The following is a 15,609-nucleotide window of genomic DNA, read 5'->3' as shown; positions in this document are numbered from 1 at the left end:
TTAACACGACCGACTCGTCCGCATCACTGGAATCGGCCGCACACCACAGGCTAATGTCGCGACCGATTCGAAAGGTGGTGGTCATGTCCGATCCGGAGACCCTGGCGGCACGAGCCGCCGTCTATGACGACATGAAGGAACGTTGCGCCGCCATCGGCCTCAAGATGTACGAGTTCGGCGAGTTCATCGGCGTTTCGAAGACCACGATCCCCAAGTGGCGCAGCGTCGGCACGCCACCTTACGCCCTGAATATCCTGCAAATGCTGGAAACCTACGGCGTTCCGGCATCGTGGAAGGTCAGTCGGGCTCGCCCGGAGCCGACGAACGCGGACGCGCTTGACGCCATCCGGAAGGCGGCGACCGCCGTCATTGACGACGCGATCGGGAAGGGGTGGAGTAGGCAGCAGATCGCGTTCGCGCTTCGCGCCCTGGCCGACGAGACGGACCCGCGCCGGACTTAGTTCGGCGTGAGGCTTGCGTGAGCCTGACCCAAAATCGTCATTTATGAGCTGATCGGTTCGCGTTTGCGAAATTAACGAAATCGAGTATCATGCCCTGGTCGACTCGGACCAGGGACGACAGGCGCGATTTTCTGACGGGAAATCAGGGGATCGGAATCGCCTCATACCGGAGTGGCTGTTAGAGACGGCTCGAAGCTTGGGAAAGAGCACCGTGATTACCAGTCGCGGTACCCGATCCCCTGCACGCTAAATCTATGCGCAAAAGCGTAATTTGGCAAGAGTCTAACCCTGGTCGCAGCCCTTTTAAGGGCCGCATATGGCTATTCTTGCCGAGCCGGGGATCTCCCCGTGCGAGCACATTTATCCGGTCAGAGTGCCGTCAGCGGACGCCACAAAAGCCCTTCGAGATTCTGTCTCGGGGTTTTTCGCCCGCGCAGACGCGTGGATCGGGTCGAAGGGTGAAACCGTCGAGGACGACGGTCTCGGGGGACACGAGGCGACCCCTCCCCGTCACGTCGAGCAGGCCGAGGCATCTCTAGGAAAAACGGAGGAAGTCCTTCGCCACCTCGCGTCCGAGGTGTGGAAGGGCCGTCGTGTCCTCTACCTCGTCCCGTCGCTGACCCTGGCCGACGAACTGGCCGAGCGTGCCCGCGATCTCGGGATCTCAAATGTGCATGTGATCAGAGGTCGCAGCGCGACCGTTCCGGGACGCCCGACCGAGACCATGTGCAGGAAGGCAGAGATCGCGGAAAAGGTCTCCGTCGCCGGCTACAACGTGACCGAAACCCTGTGCGTCGGGAAAGACCCGGACGGGAATGCCGTCGAATGCGAGTTCAAGGGCTCGTGCCCGTATTTCCGGCAGCTATCCGAGCGCCGCGAGGGTCCGGGGCTCCTGATCGGAGCCCATGCCTACCTCCCGATCCGGATGGAAATGCTCGCCGAAAAGCGACTAGATCTCGTCGTCATCGACGAAACATGGTGGCAGAGCATGGTCCGCCACACGTCCAGCCCGATCGACCGGTTCACCGCGAAGCGTCAGCCGGGATGGAATTCGCGTCAGTACGGACCTCGAAAGGGCGAGAGCGCCCAAGCCAACCAGCACCGTTTCCTCGACGACGCGGACGAGTTCGACCGCGTTCAGTTGAAAGCCACGACCGCCATCCGGGCGGCCTACGACGCCCGTAGGAACGTGACCCTCGCGGACTTCCGGGCCGCCGGTCTCACCACGGGCGATTGCGGTTTCGCAGCCGGCGTCGAGTATTCCCGTCTCGGCCGCGCCGAGCTTCATCCCGGCCAGGACCACGCGACCCAGCACGAGGCCGTCCAGCGCGCCGTTGACCGCGAGGCGTTCACGCTCGCCCGGACGTGGCGGTGCATCGGAGCCGAACTCGCGACCCAGCGGACGGGTCCGCTCATGTCGCTCCGCTTCGAGTACGACCGTCTGAACCGCAAGACCGGCACACTCGAAAACCTCCTCCGGCTGGACTATTCGGTGGAGGGCCTGTTCCAGACCGTGCCGCTTCTCATGATCGACGCGGACGCGGACCCCATGCTGATCGAACGGTTCTATCCGAACGCGACCTTCAACCAGGTGGCGGCCAGGTGGACCGGAACCCGCGTCCGTCAGGTGACGGATAGGACCGGCTCGAAACTGGCCTTCAAGGAGAAGAGCAACCGCGACCGCGTGCGCGGCATCGCGCTCGATCTCGTGGACCAACTCGCACCCCACATCGAGGCAATCCGTCGCCGAAACCGTCTCAAAGAACGCAGCGCGACCCTCGATCCGCGCCCCCTCGTCGTCTGCCAGATGCAGGTCGAGGACGCATGGAAGGAAGAGGGCCATGCCATCGAATACGACGGCGGCCCCCGCGTGCCGGACGCCCCGTTCCGGGTCGCGCACTTCGGAAACGTCCGAGGCAAAGACGACTGGCGGCATACGACGGCCGCGATCATCGTTGGTCGCAACGAGCCTTCCGCGCCCGAGCTTGAGCGCGTGACCCGCGCCCTCTTCTACAAGTCCGAGGAGGAAGTTCCCGAGATCGAGGCCAACGATCGGGGAAGGATCGTCCTGCCGAAGCGCGCCGTCACCATGACGGCGAAGGACGGGAGCAAGGCGACGGTCCAGGTCTCGTACCATCCCGACGAACGCGCCGATCGCGTCCTTCGACAGATCCGCGAGGCCGAGATCTCACAGGCCATCGCCCGCGTGCGCCCGGTCCATAGGACCGAGGACGACCCGTGCGAAGTGCTGATCCTTACCAACGTTCCGGGCCGCATCCAGCCCGACACCTTCGCGACGTGGGCGCAACTTGTCCCCGACCGCTTCCGGACGATGGAGCTTGCCGGCTTCGTGCCCGACCTCGCGCCCGACTGCGCCGACGCCTACCCGACCCTCTTCGACAGCCCCGCCGCCGTGCGGCAGGCCGCGAGCCGCCGCAACGCGGCGGCAAAGTGTGACGCTTCCTATGAAAGTTCCTTTTATAGGGGCTGTCACACTTTCGAAGGCTCGATCCGTGTCGAGTACCGGAGGGAAGGAAATAGGAGAGGAAGGCAGGGGACGGTCGCCTTGCGCCCCGGCGATACGCCTGAAACGGTCGCGCAGCGGGTCAGGGAAGCCCTTCCGGACGCATATGCGGTCGTTCTGCTCGGAGCCCTGCCCGATCCGCTGGAAGCCGCCCAGGTGGCTCTAGACGCGGCCATCGAGCTTGACGCCTACATCGAGGAGGTCGAGGCCGAGGGCGGCGTCATCTGGTGGCGCGTCCCGGCCGCAACGGTCTCCCTACATGGAGAAAGGAACGTCGTGCGACCCGTGGCGCGACCCCTCCTCGATCCTGATCCCGGACGCGTCTCCGCGTTCTGAACCGCCCGTCAGCGAAATTCCGATCCACGAGCCTTCCCACGCGGACAAGGCTCGATCCGCGCCGCGTCCGAAAAATTTCGGTGCGCGAACGATAAATATTGCCGTGGTGAGAGCGCAGCAATTATAAATAGATCAGTACCGATCAACCAGACGGATACGAAAACTATGATTTAGAAGGAAACACGTCGATGATTACCGCATATATTCTACTTGTACTAACTCACAATTTCACTCAAGGCGTACTTACGTCGCTTGTTGCGACGATCATTTTCGAGCTTTTGCGGAAGTGAGGTGGAAGGCCCCGGCATAGCCGGGGCTGACCTCGCCGGGTTCAGGCCCGGACCAGCATCATGCGCGACCCTGTGACCCGTCGCCGTGACCGGCGCTTGGAACGACATGCGACCCGCCAGGACGGGCAGGGGGTTTCGGGTGATGCTTTCTCTTGGACAGGCGGCGAAGGTCGCAGGCGTTGGCAAGACGACGATCGCAAGGGCGGTCTCGTCGGGACGCCTGTCAGCCAACCGTCGGGACGACGGCACATATGCCATCGACCCGGCCGAGTTGAGCCGAGTTTACGACGTGCGCCCGGAACGGCTTGAGAAGGTCGAGAAGGGCGAGACCCTGGACGAGATCGACGACGATGGTTCCGAGGAACGGGACGCGACCCTGCGGATCGACGCCGCCGAGGAGGCTCGTCGGCAGCTTGCGACCCTCGTCCTGGAAGAGCGCGTGAAGGCCCTCGAAACCCTCCTGGCTGCCGAACGCGACCGTCGCGAAGCGGTCGAGGCGGATCGGGACCGGTGGCACGAACAGGCCAAGAAAGCGACCGCCCTCTTGCCTCCTCCTGCGCCGCTCGTTTCAGCGAATGAGACCCTCGAAACGCCAAAAGCCGGTCTCCTGGACCGGCTTTTCGGACGACGGGTCGCATAGACGACCTCGTTGGATTGGGTGTCGGCGACGGGACTTGAACCCGCATCTCCCTGCCCGTATCATCCATCTGCGACGATGTATGTCTAGAAAGGCAGGCGCTCTTCCTTTTGAGCTACGCCGCTTTCTGGGCTCTACGAGCCAGAAAGTCTCTGTCGGTTTTCGCGAAGACCGACAGCTTGTCTACAAGCGGGTCCGGGTCGAGGATGGTTGTGCCCTCCTCGGTCTTGACCCTTTTCAGTAAGCCGATCTCTTCCAGCCTGCTGATAGCCCGTTGAACGGTTCTGACGGCGATGCCCATCCGGGTTGCGATCGTCGTCGGACGCGGAAATGGCTTCTTCGTTGCATACCACCAGTGCATCAGCACGTTGAGGAGGACGACCATTTCGGTCGCGGTGATACCCAACGTCTTTTGGTGCTTGAACAGGAGGTCCGGGACCGCCTGAAACCCTGCAACGGCTGCATCTCCCCACTTTGTATGAATCCGAGCTAAGCCGGAATCCACCACATCTTCCGCCGGAGCTTTGATCGATGTTCCCTGTCCCAGGGAAGCCGGCGGCTTTCCTAGGAACTGCGAGATGAAATCGTGGTGTGGCTCGATGCTCATGGAAACCGAAATAGCCTAGAGTACCTGCTTAAACAATATATCTGATTATACTCCGCGACATCCATGTCGCATTTTTTGCGACGCGGGTGTCGTTTCAGAGGCAAATCCGCCGTGGAACCAGGATTTCGGACACAGCGGCGCTTCGGTCGAAGACGGTCAGATAGGCAATTTTCCATTTGATATGGTCGCCTTCTGGCGCGTTTAGCTCGAAGCTTCGCTGCGCGAGGTAGAGCTTCGCACCGGCCTCCTGGATCTCGTCTACGAGTTTGCCGAGGCTTTCGCGCATCGTCATTCTGCTGGACGGCGGTAGATCGGCCGAGATCGCGTTGTGATCGTCGATCCAGTCAAAGAGGCTCTTCGCAAGCTCCGCAGCTTCTTGCGGCACGCCCTCGCGGATATCGAACACGAACGCGTCCATGCCTTCGGCCAGGACCGCCAGAGTGTGACCGCTGGAGCATTGCTGAACCGTGATGCGTTTGAAGTCGGGATACTGGTCTTCGATCTGGGTTCGGCGGTTCTCTGCGAAGGTGTCGCCGATCTCCTTCATCAACGCCTCTACACTCCGGGAGAATTCAGGATCGTCGAAAACGTCCCTGTCTTCGTAGCCTAGTGCACGTGCTAGAGCGCGGCGCGTCGTAAGGTGAGATGGATCCCCCGCTTCTACCCTTTGAACCGTCCTTACCGTCAGGTTCGAGGCGGCTGCTAGCGCCTCCTGAGACCAATCCTGGCTTAGCCGGACGGTTCTGATCCACACTCCCAGAACCTTGGGGTTCATGGTGGTTGTGCTCATTCGTGCCTCCTTGATGCTGGTTGATAGACGATATCCAGCAGGGATGAGGGAGACCACGACAGAGACCCGACACGAAAAAGCCGGCCCAAGGGACCGGCTTCTTAGGCGTCGTATGGCATGTTCAAGACTGACCCGATGGCCTTTGGTTGTTCTCGATCTCGTTTGCTTTCACTGCGTCGTCGCGTCGAGCTTCCTGGTGTTGCCCATGCGTTTCGGCGAGCGCGTCGTGGCTCTGTGGAAGGCCACTCGGCATTGTCAGGCTGGAAATGCCGGCTGCTACGCCGATGATGCTCTCTTTCGTCTTGCTGCCCATAGGTGCCTCCTTTGGCGGTTGCACTATCGGGAACACCATTTTGAGGATCGGGTTCCCGGTCAGGTCGTAAGCCATTTTACCCCTGGCGCTTTGCCAACGGTGAGGATGATTTTCCGGAGCAAGACACCGAGGATAAGGAAGGCGAAGGCGATCGTCGGACCCGAAAAGCGGTTGAGGAACGAGGCTCCGGCGTTCCACATGGAGACGAGCGGGCCAGCGTTCGGCGTTTGAGCCGGTGCGGCGGAACGCCCGTCGATCCAGAGGGGAAGGGAGCAGTTCCGAACGCCTTCGACCACCGTCACGCGCCCCGTTCCAGAGCCGCACCACGTTCCAATCGACGCCTTGAGATCCGGATTTGCGGCGAGGAGAGAGAGGACCGTCTGTGTGTCCGGGCGGTTTGCGATGGCGGCGATCGTCGTGTTCGTCGAGATCGAGGACCGCGCCCCGAGCGAGTGCCCGACATATCCGACGAGGAGCATCACCAGGACCCCGACCAGCAGGACGCCCGCGCTGACCGTAAAGCGGCGGCGCTGGAATTCCCGGTCGAGGTAGGCGGTCGCGCTCGACGCGACCTCGTGACCCGTCGAAGCCGCTAGGGTCGCATGGGCCGCCTTGACCTGTTCCGTGGCCGCCTTGGTGACGGGGCCGAGCACTTCCCTGGACGCCGATCGGACAGCCGCCGCGACCGTCTCGGGCAGAGCGTCGATCGAAGAGGCCGAACGGGCGAACTGCGTCACAAGCTCCTCCATGCGCCCGGACGCGACCAGGGAAATGAGGAGTTCATCGTGTGCCGTCAGGTTCAGGTCTCGCAGCATCCGCCACCGCGCATCGCGGGTTTCGGGCGTCACGTCGAGAGCTTCACAGGCTTTGTCGAATAGCGTTTTGACCTCGGGTTTCACAGCGGACCTCGCGGAGTAGGAGAGGGGGCGGGGACGGTTCCCCGCCGCCGGTTCTTGTCGTCAGGCCGGAAGGCCGAGGAGGTGGCGGGCCGGCTCGATCGAGGCCGCGAACTTGCGGACGAACTGCCTCGCACGCATCTTCTCGTAGCCGTGAAGGGACTCGTCCTCGTCCGCCTTGGCAGGGGTCAGGTTGACCGCCGACAGCTTGACCGCCGTCACCTTGTCGATCGACGGCATCTTGATCTGCACGCCGTTGCCCCCTTCAAGGCCCAGGAGCTTCGGCTTCGTCTTGCCGTACCGGAATTCGCCCTTGTTGTCGGTGAAGCCGTTCCAGAAGGGGAAATCCTCTTCGACCTCGCCAAAGTGCTCGTTGACGACGGCCACATGGTCCGCCGTCGCACCCGCGAATTTCAGGTAGTTGTTGACCGAGGACGTGGCCGCCAGATCGGACGAGATCATGTGGACGAACGTCACCCGGTAGCCGAACGAGGCGAAGTTCTCGACGAACCCTTCCAGGCCGCTACCGGCGTCGATCATGTCCATCATCGTCGTGAGGTAGCCCCCCGCGAGATCGTGGAGGATCAGCGGATAACCGTGTTCCGCCGAGGTCAGCAGTTCGAGCGCCTTGCGCGACTTGCGACCTTCATAGAAGGCAACGCCTTCGGTCGGGTCCTGGCCCTCGACGGGATCGCCGTTCGCGTCCTTAATGGCGCAGAGCCGGGCGAGACCGCCTACGCTACCATCCGCATCGAACGCGGCGACCTTCACGCCCTCTTCACGGGCGAGGGTCAAAAAGCTCGAGGTCCAGAGCGTCTTACCGACGCCACCCTTTTCGCTCGTGACCAGGATCACCCTTTTCGTCTCGCCGTTCGCCGGCTTTGCCGCTCTCGCCATGTCCTCGTTCTTCCTCTTACTCGATGCCGGTTCAGATTTCGTCGTTGCGGGGACGAAGGCTGACTTCCGACTTTTCTTCCGGTTTCGTTCCCGAGCTTGCAGGCGAGCTATTCGCCTTCTGGCTTGAACCGTTGTTCGCTTCATTTTTCGCAGCCGGTTCCGGTTTCCTTGCGGTCGGTTTCCGTTCTAGCGTGTCAGTCCCTTCGGCCTGTCGTTTCGCCTTCGCGTAATACTGCGTGAAGGTGCCCAGCGACATTTCGAGGCCCTTGCTCGCGAGGAGGTCGCGGACCTCCGCCCTCGTCCTGCGACGGGCGATCAGCGCATCGATCTCGGGGAGGAGGGCGACGACCTGATCGAATGTGGATGCCTTGCCGGTCGGGCCGCGTTCAGCTTCCTCGCGTAGAAACGATCGCAAGTCATCGATCGGGACTTCCGTGGGCGTATCCGCGCCCTTCTTTGCCATTGTCTCCTCCGTTCGCTTCGGGGCACCATTGCATTATACAAGCGTTCGTCTATTTTTCAATATGAGTTCACACTAAATCGGATAGTTTTCGATTTTGGTTGCAAATCGGATTTGGTTCGTAGAATTTGGACACATGACGCACCTGCGATGGCTTTTTCTGTCCGAAATCGGCCAACATGCGTTTTAAAACAACGCTTTGGCTTGTCCATTCCGGGGCATACGGCCCGAATGGTCCCCGTGGTAGGATGAAGCCGTTCGACCGTTCTGGACGGAGACCATGGCGACCACGAGACCCCGTATATCCGTCGATGCCGACTTATGGAACGTCGTCGAGGCGACCGCGAAGCTTCGCCGCATTCACCCGTCAACGTTGGTCGAAGAGGCTTTGAACGCGTTCCTCGATCCATCGAAAGACGTTGGCAGACTGGCCAATGCTGTTTCCGAACTAATGTCGAACGCTACACGAACAAATGATGATATCCGGTACATAGCGGATTACATCGTCGATAAGTACCGTTCCGAGAACGAGTCGTGATCCGATGATAAGCGTTACCCGTATCACGTCGATAGAATACTACGAGGCACAGGACCGCGCCGCGCTCGCCGATCGGAAGACGAACGACCGTCAGGCGGGCCGGGACGAGGTGGCCTACTACACCGACAACGGCCAGTCGGAGAGCGCCGGAGTGTGGTGGACCCGCTCCACTGCCTCTCCCTCGCCCGCCTCTACCCCTTCACCTTCCCCCCTATTCCCTTCTCCCTTCGGCGAAGACGGAACCGCCGTATCCGGTCGTCATCTTCGCGACCTCGCCGCAGGCCGTCACCCGAAGACGAAGGAGCCTCTGACGAAGGGCAGCGCCAACGGGAAGCGGTCGGTCGGGTTCGATGTCCAGATCGCGGCCCCGAAGAGCGTGAGCGCCATTGCAGCCGCCTTCGAGGGCGAGGATCGTGAGCGTCTTTTCGCGGGCCATGACAGGTGCGTTCGACGCGCAATGAGTGCGGCATTCGACATGGGCCTCGTCGTGGCACATCGAGCCGTTCGCGATCCTATCACCAAGAAGAAGAGCTATTTCGAGGAGCCTGTGCGCGAGGCGTCGGCCGCCGTGTATCGCCATTTCACGTCCAGGGCGAAAGACCCGCAGCTTCATTCGCACGCCGTCTTGATGAACGTTGGAGTGCGCGAGGATGGTACGACGGGGGCTCTCGATAACCGCCGGCTCAAGCTCTACGGCGGAACGATCGCTGCGCTCTACAGAGCCGAAATGTCGGCCATGCTTCGGGAAGAGTTCGGGATCGAGACTGTCCGCGACGGTCGGAATTTCGAGGTGGTCGGCGTTCCGGAAAAGGTGCTCAAGGCGTTCTCGAAACGTCGGGCCGAGATCGAGGCCGTCGCCAGGGAGGAGGGGTTCAGCACGGCGTCCGCCCGTGGCAAGGCCCAGGTCGCCAGCTACGAGACGCGGGCCGAGAAGGATCGGCACATGACCATGGAGGAGCTTGACGCCCGATGGGGGCGCGAGCTTGCCGCGCTCGGGCTGGACCGGAACGCCCTTCTCCGAACCGTCCAGGTCGAGAGCCGTCATGTCCGCGCCGGCATGGTCGGGCAGGACCGGGACGAGGCCATTCGTCAGACAGCCGAGAAGGCGGTCCACGACCTCACGAGGAACAACAGCGTCATCGACGACCGTTTGCTCATGAGGGCCGTCGTGGAGGGCCTACAGACCCTTTGCAATGCCGATCAGGCCCTCGCCGCGGTCGAGGCGATGAAGGCTTCCGGCCTTCTCGTGCAGATCGGAATGGTAGACGAGCGCGCCATTTATTCGACGAAGGCGATCGTCGAGGCCGAGCGTTCCATGCTCCGGACGGTGGTCGATCGGAAGGCGGAACGTGAGTTCGTTCCCGAGGAAGCGGTTCGGGCCGCCATCGCCCGTCGCCCGACGATGCGCGAGGATCAGGCGTTGGCGGTCCTGCATGCCCTGAACCGCGACGGCGTTTCCGTGGTGGAGGGGTCCGCAGGCTCTGGCAAGTCCTTCTCGCTCGGAGCGGTCGCCGAGGTGGCTCGTGAGTGCGGGCTGACGCCGTGGACCATCGCCCCGTCCTGGAAGGCGACGGAAGTCGTGCGGTCGGACACCGAGACGGCCGAAGCCTACGCCAAGGCGGTTCAAGGGTTCGTCCGTCAGGTGCAGTCCGGTAAGATCGCGCTCGATGCCAAGGCCGTGGTGATCGTGGACGAGGCCGGCATGGTCGGCACCGAGGATATGTCTATCCTCGTCGAGGCGACCGCCACGGCGGGGGCGAAGCTGATCCTGACGGGCGACACCCGCCAGCTTCAGCCTGTCGTCGCAGGCTCGCCCCTGAAGGCGATTGCCCGGTTCGTCGGTTCGTCTCGCATGACGGAGATAACTCGCCAGAAAGCCGACTGGATGAAGGCGGCGTCGAAGGACTTTGCCGCTGGTGAGTGCGTCCGTGCCCTCGAAGCGTATGCCAAGGCCGGGGCTGTGGTGGTCGGTGACGACCGCGAGGCGACCATGCGCCAACTTGTCCAGGACTACACCAGGGGACGCCAGGAGCGACCCGACGCGACCCGTTGCGTCCTTGCCGGCTGGAACGCGGACGTGCGCGCCCTGAACGAGGCGATCCGCGAGGCGGGCAAGGAAGCCGGCTGGATCGAGGCGGAAGAGAAGATCCTCCAGGCGATCCCGCGTGGCGGGGACAAGCCTCGTGACCTCGCCTTGTCCGTGGGCGACGACATCATTTTTGGAGAGACGGTCGAGCTGGGAACGTTGACGATCCGCAATGCGGATCTCGCCCGCGTTCTGGGGGTCCGGGGCGATCCGCCCAACCCTGTTCTGGATCTCGATCTCGGCCGTGGCCGCCGCATCGCCGTTCCCCTGTCCGATCTCGTCGGACGCCGCGAGGACGGGGAACCCGCCGTGCCTCGCATCCAGCACGCGTGCGCCATGACGGTTCACGCGAGCCAGGGCGTCACGGTGGACGAAGCCTATGTCGCCAATCTGCGCGGCATGGGCATGGAGTCGACATACGTCGCGATGACCCGGCACCGCGAGCGCGTCCGGCTCTATGCCGACGGGGGACGGATCGTTGACGAGATCGCGGCGAGGGAGGGTGCGTCGATCCGTCAGACCAAGGGAGGCGGGACCGTCCTGCCTGAGGAGGAGGACGATCGGAAGGAGGTCGAGATCACGCCCGAGGCGATCCGCGAGCGTCTGTTCGCCGAGACGATGAAGGCCGATCAGAAGGAGAACGCGTCCGACTATTTCGACGTTGCCGCCTTCATGGGGAAGCCTACCGCGACCCCGGCACGCGTCGTCGAGACGGTGGAGCGGAACGAGGCGCGACCCCGTGTCGGTCTCAACGAGGCGTTGACCCGCATGGGCGGTCCCGGCGGTCTTGGATGGATGAAGCGTGCCGCTGCCGCGTCTTCTGGTCTCGCCGAGCGCATGGCGGCTCGTGAGAAGGCCGCGACCCACTACCCGATCCCGGACAAAGCGCCGAGGTCGCGTGTAACCCCCGAGGAGATCGACACGTTCGTTCGGGCCGACCTTCTGGAATTCGCTGTCCGCGACCTTGGCGGTTCCCTCGTCGAGCGGTGGTCGAATGGTGGCGCGGTTCGGTTTGGCGACCCTTCGACGGGCGAGAAGATCGGGATATCGCGCAAGGCGAATGGCGTCTGGAATTGGACCCTATCCAACGGCGGGGCCGGTGGCGTCATTCAGAACCTCGTCCAGCATGTGAAAGGGCACTCATATGCCGAGGCCCTTCACTGGCTCCGCGAGCGGTTCCGGACGCAACGGGAGACGCGACCCCTCGAAACGGTGCGCTCGGAACGGGACGCGACGGGGGAGGGCGACCGTGCCAAGGTCATGGCGGGGTGGCAGGCACTACGTCAGTCCGGCGTGTCGCGGTGGCTGACGAAAGAGCGTGGCATCGCGCCCGAGATCGTCGAGCGGTTTGCCGCCGATATCAAGGCGGACTGGACCGGCGATCGTGCATCGAACAGGTTCGGCGCGGCCTTCGCGCATCGGACGCCGGATGGCGACCTCGTGAACTACGTCCGACGTGGAGCGCCCCAGGCTGGTAAGGTCGAGAGCTTCCGTGCCAACTCCGCAGGGGGAGCCCCGACCCTGTTCATGGCAGGCGAACGGAAGCCGACACGCATCTACGTCACTGAAAGCTCCGTCGATACCCTTTCGCTCTATCAGATGGACGGTGCCCCGAAGGGTGCCATGCTGACGGCTCCGGACGGGACGCCCGGTCGCCGGTCGCTGGACGCCCTGGCCGAGATCGCACGTAGGAACCCCGGCGCGGAGTGGCATGTCGGGCTCGACAACGACGCCAAAGGCCAGGAGTTCGCCGAGAAGGTGCGCGAGGCGATCCGTTCCGGCAACCCCGAAGCCGTCCTCTGCGATCGTTCTCCGGCCGAGCAGTTCAAGGATTGGAACGGGGCCTTGAGGGGCGCGACCGGTGCCCAGGAACGGGCCGCCAAGGTCGATCGGGAACGCATCGTTGAGGAGGAGCGGAAGCGGATCGAGCAGGAGGCTCGTGCGGAGCAGATCCGCCAGGAGGAGGCACGCCGAAGGCGCGAGGAGAAGGCTCGCCAGGAGGCCGAGGCTGCTCGTCGGAATGACCCGTCCGGTCCCCGGATGCGGTAGGAAGAACGGGAATAGGAGAAGGGAAAGAGGGGGCCGCGAGCCCCCTTTTTCATGCCCGTGCGACTCCGGGCGACCGTCCCTGCGACAGTCACGCGGAACGAGAGGCGACCCCCGTAACCCTTTGAATAGAGGGAAGATTCACCAACTCCTTAGACTTTAAATCAACTCCCTGATGACTTGATGACGGACAGTAAAGGACGACAAGCGGTTCCGTTTGTCATTATGTCATTAAGTCATTACCTCGAGCCTCATGGAGATACTGACCATGCCCCCTCGCACCGGCAAAACGTCTGCGATCGTGCTCCCGCCCGAGACGTGGGACACGCTCAAAAAGGTGGCCTTGGTCAGGGCGCTCGCCGGTACGGCCGAGCGTGGAAGCGTCTCCGAAGTGATCCGGGCTTTGATTGACGACGCGATGCCGTCGCTTCTCGCCGAGATCGAAACCCACGAGCGAGGCCCCAAGAAATGAACGTGCACGTCATCCCGAATTCACCGTCTCTGGACGCTGTCGAAACCGTCTCCGCCCCCGTCACTCCCGAGACCATGGAGCAGGATTGGTCGCGGATGGTGACGCCCGGTCACGTCCTGCGTGCCCGCCTGTCGGAGCGCGCCCTTGCCCGAATCTTCATGGGCCTTTTCGCGGGTGGCCTCGCCGTGGGCGTGGCCATGGTCGGGCCGATGTTGGCAGACCTCAAGATGCCCGCCGGCTTCTATCTGTCGGTCCTGGCCGATCCCAACAGCTACACGCGCATGCAGGACGGGGCGCTGACCTCGTACCGTCTCGCGTGGCTCCCGCAGATCCCCGCCCAGGCCGGTCTTTCGTCCGCCGCCTGGACCCCGTTCGTAGAAGCCGTGATTTCCGACGTGTCCGCCCACGGGCAGGAGTTCCAGGCGTGGCAGGCCGTTCCGGCGCTCGCGACCGCGCCCCGCGTGACCCGTCCTGCCAAGGTTTTCGAGGCCGGTTCCCTGGACCGCCTTTCGACCAGCGGCGTGATCTCGATCGATCCGGACAGCGGCATCACCGACGCCGTGTCATTCGTGGACGGTCGCCTGTCGTGGGTCCAGGTCGCAAGCTATGGGCGCTGCCGTGTCGTGACCGGCCCCTCTGTCGAGAAGTGCGTCACGGGCTCCGTGGGGCTCAAGGACGCCATCGAGCACATCGAGAAGTTCAAGCCGGCGACCGTCGCCGCGAGCCAGGAGTAAAGCGCCATGGGCATCCTCTCCCGTCTCGTCGCACGCCGCGCCGACAGGTTCATGCGCTCCCTCGAAACCGGGCGCTACACCGACGACCTCGCCAAGGGGGACCGTCTCGCCTACGCCCGTGAGCACTGGCCCGAGGACCAGTATCCGACCCTCTACAAGGACATTCCGGACGATATCAGGCGGCCGCTCGTCTGGGATGGCCGTCTCCTCGATGGCGACGACGCCGGCTGGCTCATGTGGCGGCATTTGAGCCCCGAGATCGTGCGCGAGGCGCTGATCGGATCGGGCGAGAAGGCGATCCGCTTCGCCTCGATCCTCACCGCGATCATGCTCGTGTGCTGGGTTCAGGTCCTCTTGCCGTTCCGGCTCAATCTTGGCCTCGCGACCGAGCTTTTCACGTCCAGCATGCCGCTCTTCGCGAAGATCCTGGCGCTCGGATCGTATGTCGCGACCTCCCTTGCCATGGGCTACGCCTTGGCGTTCGTCTACCGCCTCGCAGGCGGTGGAAACCCGTTGGCTCGGGCTAGATGCTTCAAGGCCGCGTTCCTCGTGGTCTACCTCGTGTCGTGGGTCGGCACTTCCGCTCTACAGACCGTCGTCATGTCTGCCGGCGTACCGTCCGACCTTCTCGGACTGTCCCCCTCGTCGGCCCTTCTCACGATGCAGCAGGCGGGCAATTCCGTTCTTGAGCGGAGCGGCGTTCCCTATCCGGCGTGGGCCGAGGAGGTCGGCGACTGGACCCCTGTCGCTTGGTACTACGTCGCGGTTTTCCTCTCCTACGTGGCGCGTGTTCCGGGGCTGATCGGAGCCCTTCTGGCCGCCGTGATCCTCTTCGCAGCCTCGTCCTATGCCCTCTGGAGCTTCGGGTTCTGGCGGACGCTCCGCACCTGGACGCACGAGACGGGAGCCCCCTACGCGGTCCCGACCCGTGACGCGCTCCTGTTTTGGAAGAGCAAAGCCGATGGCCGTCGCGACACGGAGTATCGAGCTTACGCCCGTCAGGTCGAGGATGCGGCTGGACGCCTCGCGACCTCGCCCCTGATCCCTGTCGGAACGGCGACCGGCGTCTTGCGGGCGCGTGGTGACATGAAGGCTCCCGTCCGGGGCCAGTTGGTGGCCTACGACGGCGAGAGCATCCGGAATCATACCCTCGTTCTTGGCGATACGGGATCGGGCAAGACCCGCGACGTTCTGCGCCCCCTTTTCAAGCGCATCATGTCGGCCGCGTGGGGCGATACCCATAAGATCGGGGCTTACGTTACCGATGGAAAAGGGACGCTGTGGAGGGATCTCCTCCCCCTCGTTGCTGACCGCTCGGATGTGATCGTGATCGGGACGGGCGAAGGCCATTACGGCGTCGATCTCCTCGCCGGAATGAGCCCCCTGGAAGTCGCATCCACGTTCAAGAGCGTGGGCGGTCAGGTCGGCGGTTCCAGCGGAAAAGACGAGTTCTGGACCGAGAGTGCCAGTCTTCTAATCATGCACGCGGCGACCATCGCCGCGATCCTGGAAGGCCGCGACG

13 protein-coding genes are annotated in these 15,609 nt (G+C 63.3%); 6 read left to right on the top strand and 7 right to left on the bottom strand.

Features of this window, described 5'->3' with window-relative positions; all coding sequences use genetic code 11:
- The first annotated feature begins 83 nt into the window (after window positions 1–83).
- Together BM175_RS20325 and BM175_RS20320 are read left to right on the top strand one after the other, a co-directional pair.
- Window positions 84–461: a helix-turn-helix domain-containing protein gene (locus BM175_RS20325; RefSeq protein ID WP_090966377.1), complete on the top strand. Its 378-nt coding sequence runs from the start codon at window positions 84–86 to the stop codon at window positions 459–461.
- Window positions 462–1,185: 724 nt separating this feature from the next.
- Window positions 1,186–3,321 carry a hypothetical protein gene (locus BM175_RS20320; protein ID WP_139224731.1) on the top strand — a complete coding sequence of 712 codons (2,136 nt, stop codon included), beginning with the start codon at window positions 1,186–1,188 and terminating at the stop codon, window positions 3,319–3,321.
- 513 nt (window positions 3,322–3,834) lie between these two features.
- Here the strand turns inward: BM175_RS20320 and BM175_RS20315 are convergent.
- The 7 genes from BM175_RS20315 to BM175_RS22480 form a co-directional block, all read right to left on the bottom strand.
- A complete protein-coding gene (locus BM175_RS20315) occupies window positions 3,835–4,128 on the bottom strand; it encodes a hypothetical protein (protein WP_090966373.1) in 294 nt (97 codons plus the stop codon).
- A gap of 235 nt (window positions 4,129–4,363) precedes the next feature.
- Window positions 4,364–4,855, bottom strand: a complete 492-nt coding sequence (locus tag BM175_RS20310; protein WP_139224730.1) for a helix-turn-helix domain-containing protein — start codon at window positions 4,853–4,855, stop codon at window positions 4,364–4,366.
- A 94-nt stretch (window positions 4,856–4,949) separates the two neighbouring features.
- Window positions 4,950–5,645 (bottom strand): helix-turn-helix domain-containing protein, encoded by a 696-nt coding sequence (locus BM175_RS20305; RefSeq protein WP_090966369.1) that lies wholly within the window; start codon window positions 5,643–5,645, stop codon window positions 4,950–4,952.
- A 121-nt stretch (window positions 5,646–5,766) separates the two neighbouring features.
- Window positions 5,767–5,958: a hypothetical protein gene (locus BM175_RS22485; protein ID WP_139224729.1), complete on the bottom strand. Its 192-nt coding sequence runs from the start codon at window positions 5,956–5,958 to the stop codon at window positions 5,767–5,769.
- A 59-nt stretch (window positions 5,959–6,017) separates the two neighbouring features.
- The gene (locus tag BM175_RS20300; RefSeq protein WP_139224728.1) at window positions 6,018–6,806 is read right to left on the bottom strand and encodes a hypothetical protein; all 789 of its coding nucleotides are present in this window, start codon (window positions 6,804–6,806) and stop codon (window positions 6,018–6,020) included.
- Between the two features lie 111 nt (window positions 6,807–6,917).
- Window positions 6,918–7,751 carry a nucleotide-binding protein gene (locus tag BM175_RS20295; protein WP_183193324.1) on the bottom strand — a complete coding sequence of 278 codons (834 nt, stop codon included), beginning with the start codon at window positions 7,749–7,751 and terminating at the stop codon, window positions 6,918–6,920.
- A gap of 31 nt (window positions 7,752–7,782) precedes the next feature.
- Window positions 7,783–8,214 carry a hypothetical protein gene (locus BM175_RS22480; RefSeq protein WP_139224727.1) on the bottom strand — a complete coding sequence of 144 codons (432 nt, stop codon included), beginning with the start codon at window positions 8,212–8,214 and terminating at the stop codon, window positions 7,783–7,785.
- Window positions 8,215–8,753: 539 nt separating this feature from the next.
- Here BM175_RS22480 and mobF point away from each other — a divergent pair.
- The 4 genes from mobF to BM175_RS20275 form a co-directional block, all read left to right on the top strand.
- Complete coding sequence (mobF, locus tag BM175_RS20290) at window positions 8,754–12,884, top strand: MobF family relaxase (RefSeq protein ID WP_090966363.1); 4,131 nt, start codon at window positions 8,754–8,756, stop codon at window positions 12,882–12,884.
- 265 nt (window positions 12,885–13,149) lie between these two features.
- Window positions 13,150–13,353: a hypothetical protein gene (locus tag BM175_RS20285; protein WP_139224726.1), complete on the top strand. Its 204-nt coding sequence runs from the start codon at window positions 13,150–13,152 to the stop codon at window positions 13,351–13,353.
- Window positions 13,354–13,448: 95 nt separating this feature from the next.
- Complete coding sequence (locus tag BM175_RS20280) at window positions 13,449–14,087, top strand: hypothetical protein (protein ID WP_139224725.1); 639 nt, start codon at window positions 13,449–13,451, stop codon at window positions 14,085–14,087.
- Between the two features lie 6 nt (window positions 14,088–14,093).
- Window positions 14,094–15,609, top strand: a 1,516-nt coding sequence (locus BM175_RS20275) for a type IV secretory system conjugative DNA transfer family protein (RefSeq protein ID WP_210185816.1), incomplete at its 3' end; no start/stop codon positions are given.

Source organism: Aureimonas phyllosphaerae, assembly GCF_900113065.1.
Classification (GTDB): domain Bacteria; phylum Pseudomonadota; class Alphaproteobacteria; order Rhizobiales; family Rhizobiaceae; genus Aureimonas; species Aureimonas phyllosphaerae.
Note: the sequence above shows the minus strand (reverse complement) of the source record. Positions and strands in the feature narration are given on the sequence as shown.

What these genes read in the sequence shown, in the direction of transcription:
- BM175_RS20325 (WP_090966377.1), top strand. Translation starts at nt 84, where the DNA reads ATGTCCGATCCGGAGACCCTGGCGGCACGAGCCGCCGTCTATGACGAC.
- BM175_RS20320 (WP_139224731.1), top strand. Translation starts at nt 1,186, where the DNA reads ATGTGCAGGAAGGCAGAGATCGCGGAAAAGGTCTCCGTCGCCGGCTAC.
- BM175_RS20310 (WP_139224730.1), bottom strand. Translation starts at nt 4,855, where the DNA reads ATGAGCATCGAGCCACACCACGATTTCATCTCGCAGTTCCTAGGAAAG.
- BM175_RS20305 (WP_090966369.1), bottom strand. Translation starts at nt 5,645, where the DNA reads ATGAGCACAACCACCATGAACCCCAAGGTTCTGGGAGTGTGGATCAGA.
- BM175_RS22485 (WP_139224729.1), bottom strand. Translation starts at nt 5,958, where the DNA reads ATGGGCAGCAAGACGAAAGAGAGCATCATCGGCGTAGCAGCCGGCATT.
- BM175_RS20295 (WP_183193324.1), bottom strand. Translation starts at nt 7,751, where the DNA reads ATGGCGAGAGCGGCAAAGCCGGCGAACGGCGAGACGAAAAGGGTGATC.
- BM175_RS22480 (WP_139224727.1), bottom strand. Translation starts at nt 8,214, where the DNA reads ATGGCAAAGAAGGGCGCGGATACGCCCACGGAAGTCCCGATCGATGAC.
- mobF (WP_090966363.1), top strand. Translation starts at nt 8,754, where the DNA reads ATGATAAGCGTTACCCGTATCACGTCGATAGAATACTACGAGGCACAG.
- BM175_RS20285 (WP_139224726.1), top strand. Translation starts at nt 13,150, where the DNA reads ATGCCCCCTCGCACCGGCAAAACGTCTGCGATCGTGCTCCCGCCCGAG.
- BM175_RS20280 (WP_139224725.1), top strand. Translation starts at nt 13,449, where the DNA reads ATGGTGACGCCCGGTCACGTCCTGCGTGCCCGCCTGTCGGAGCGCGCC.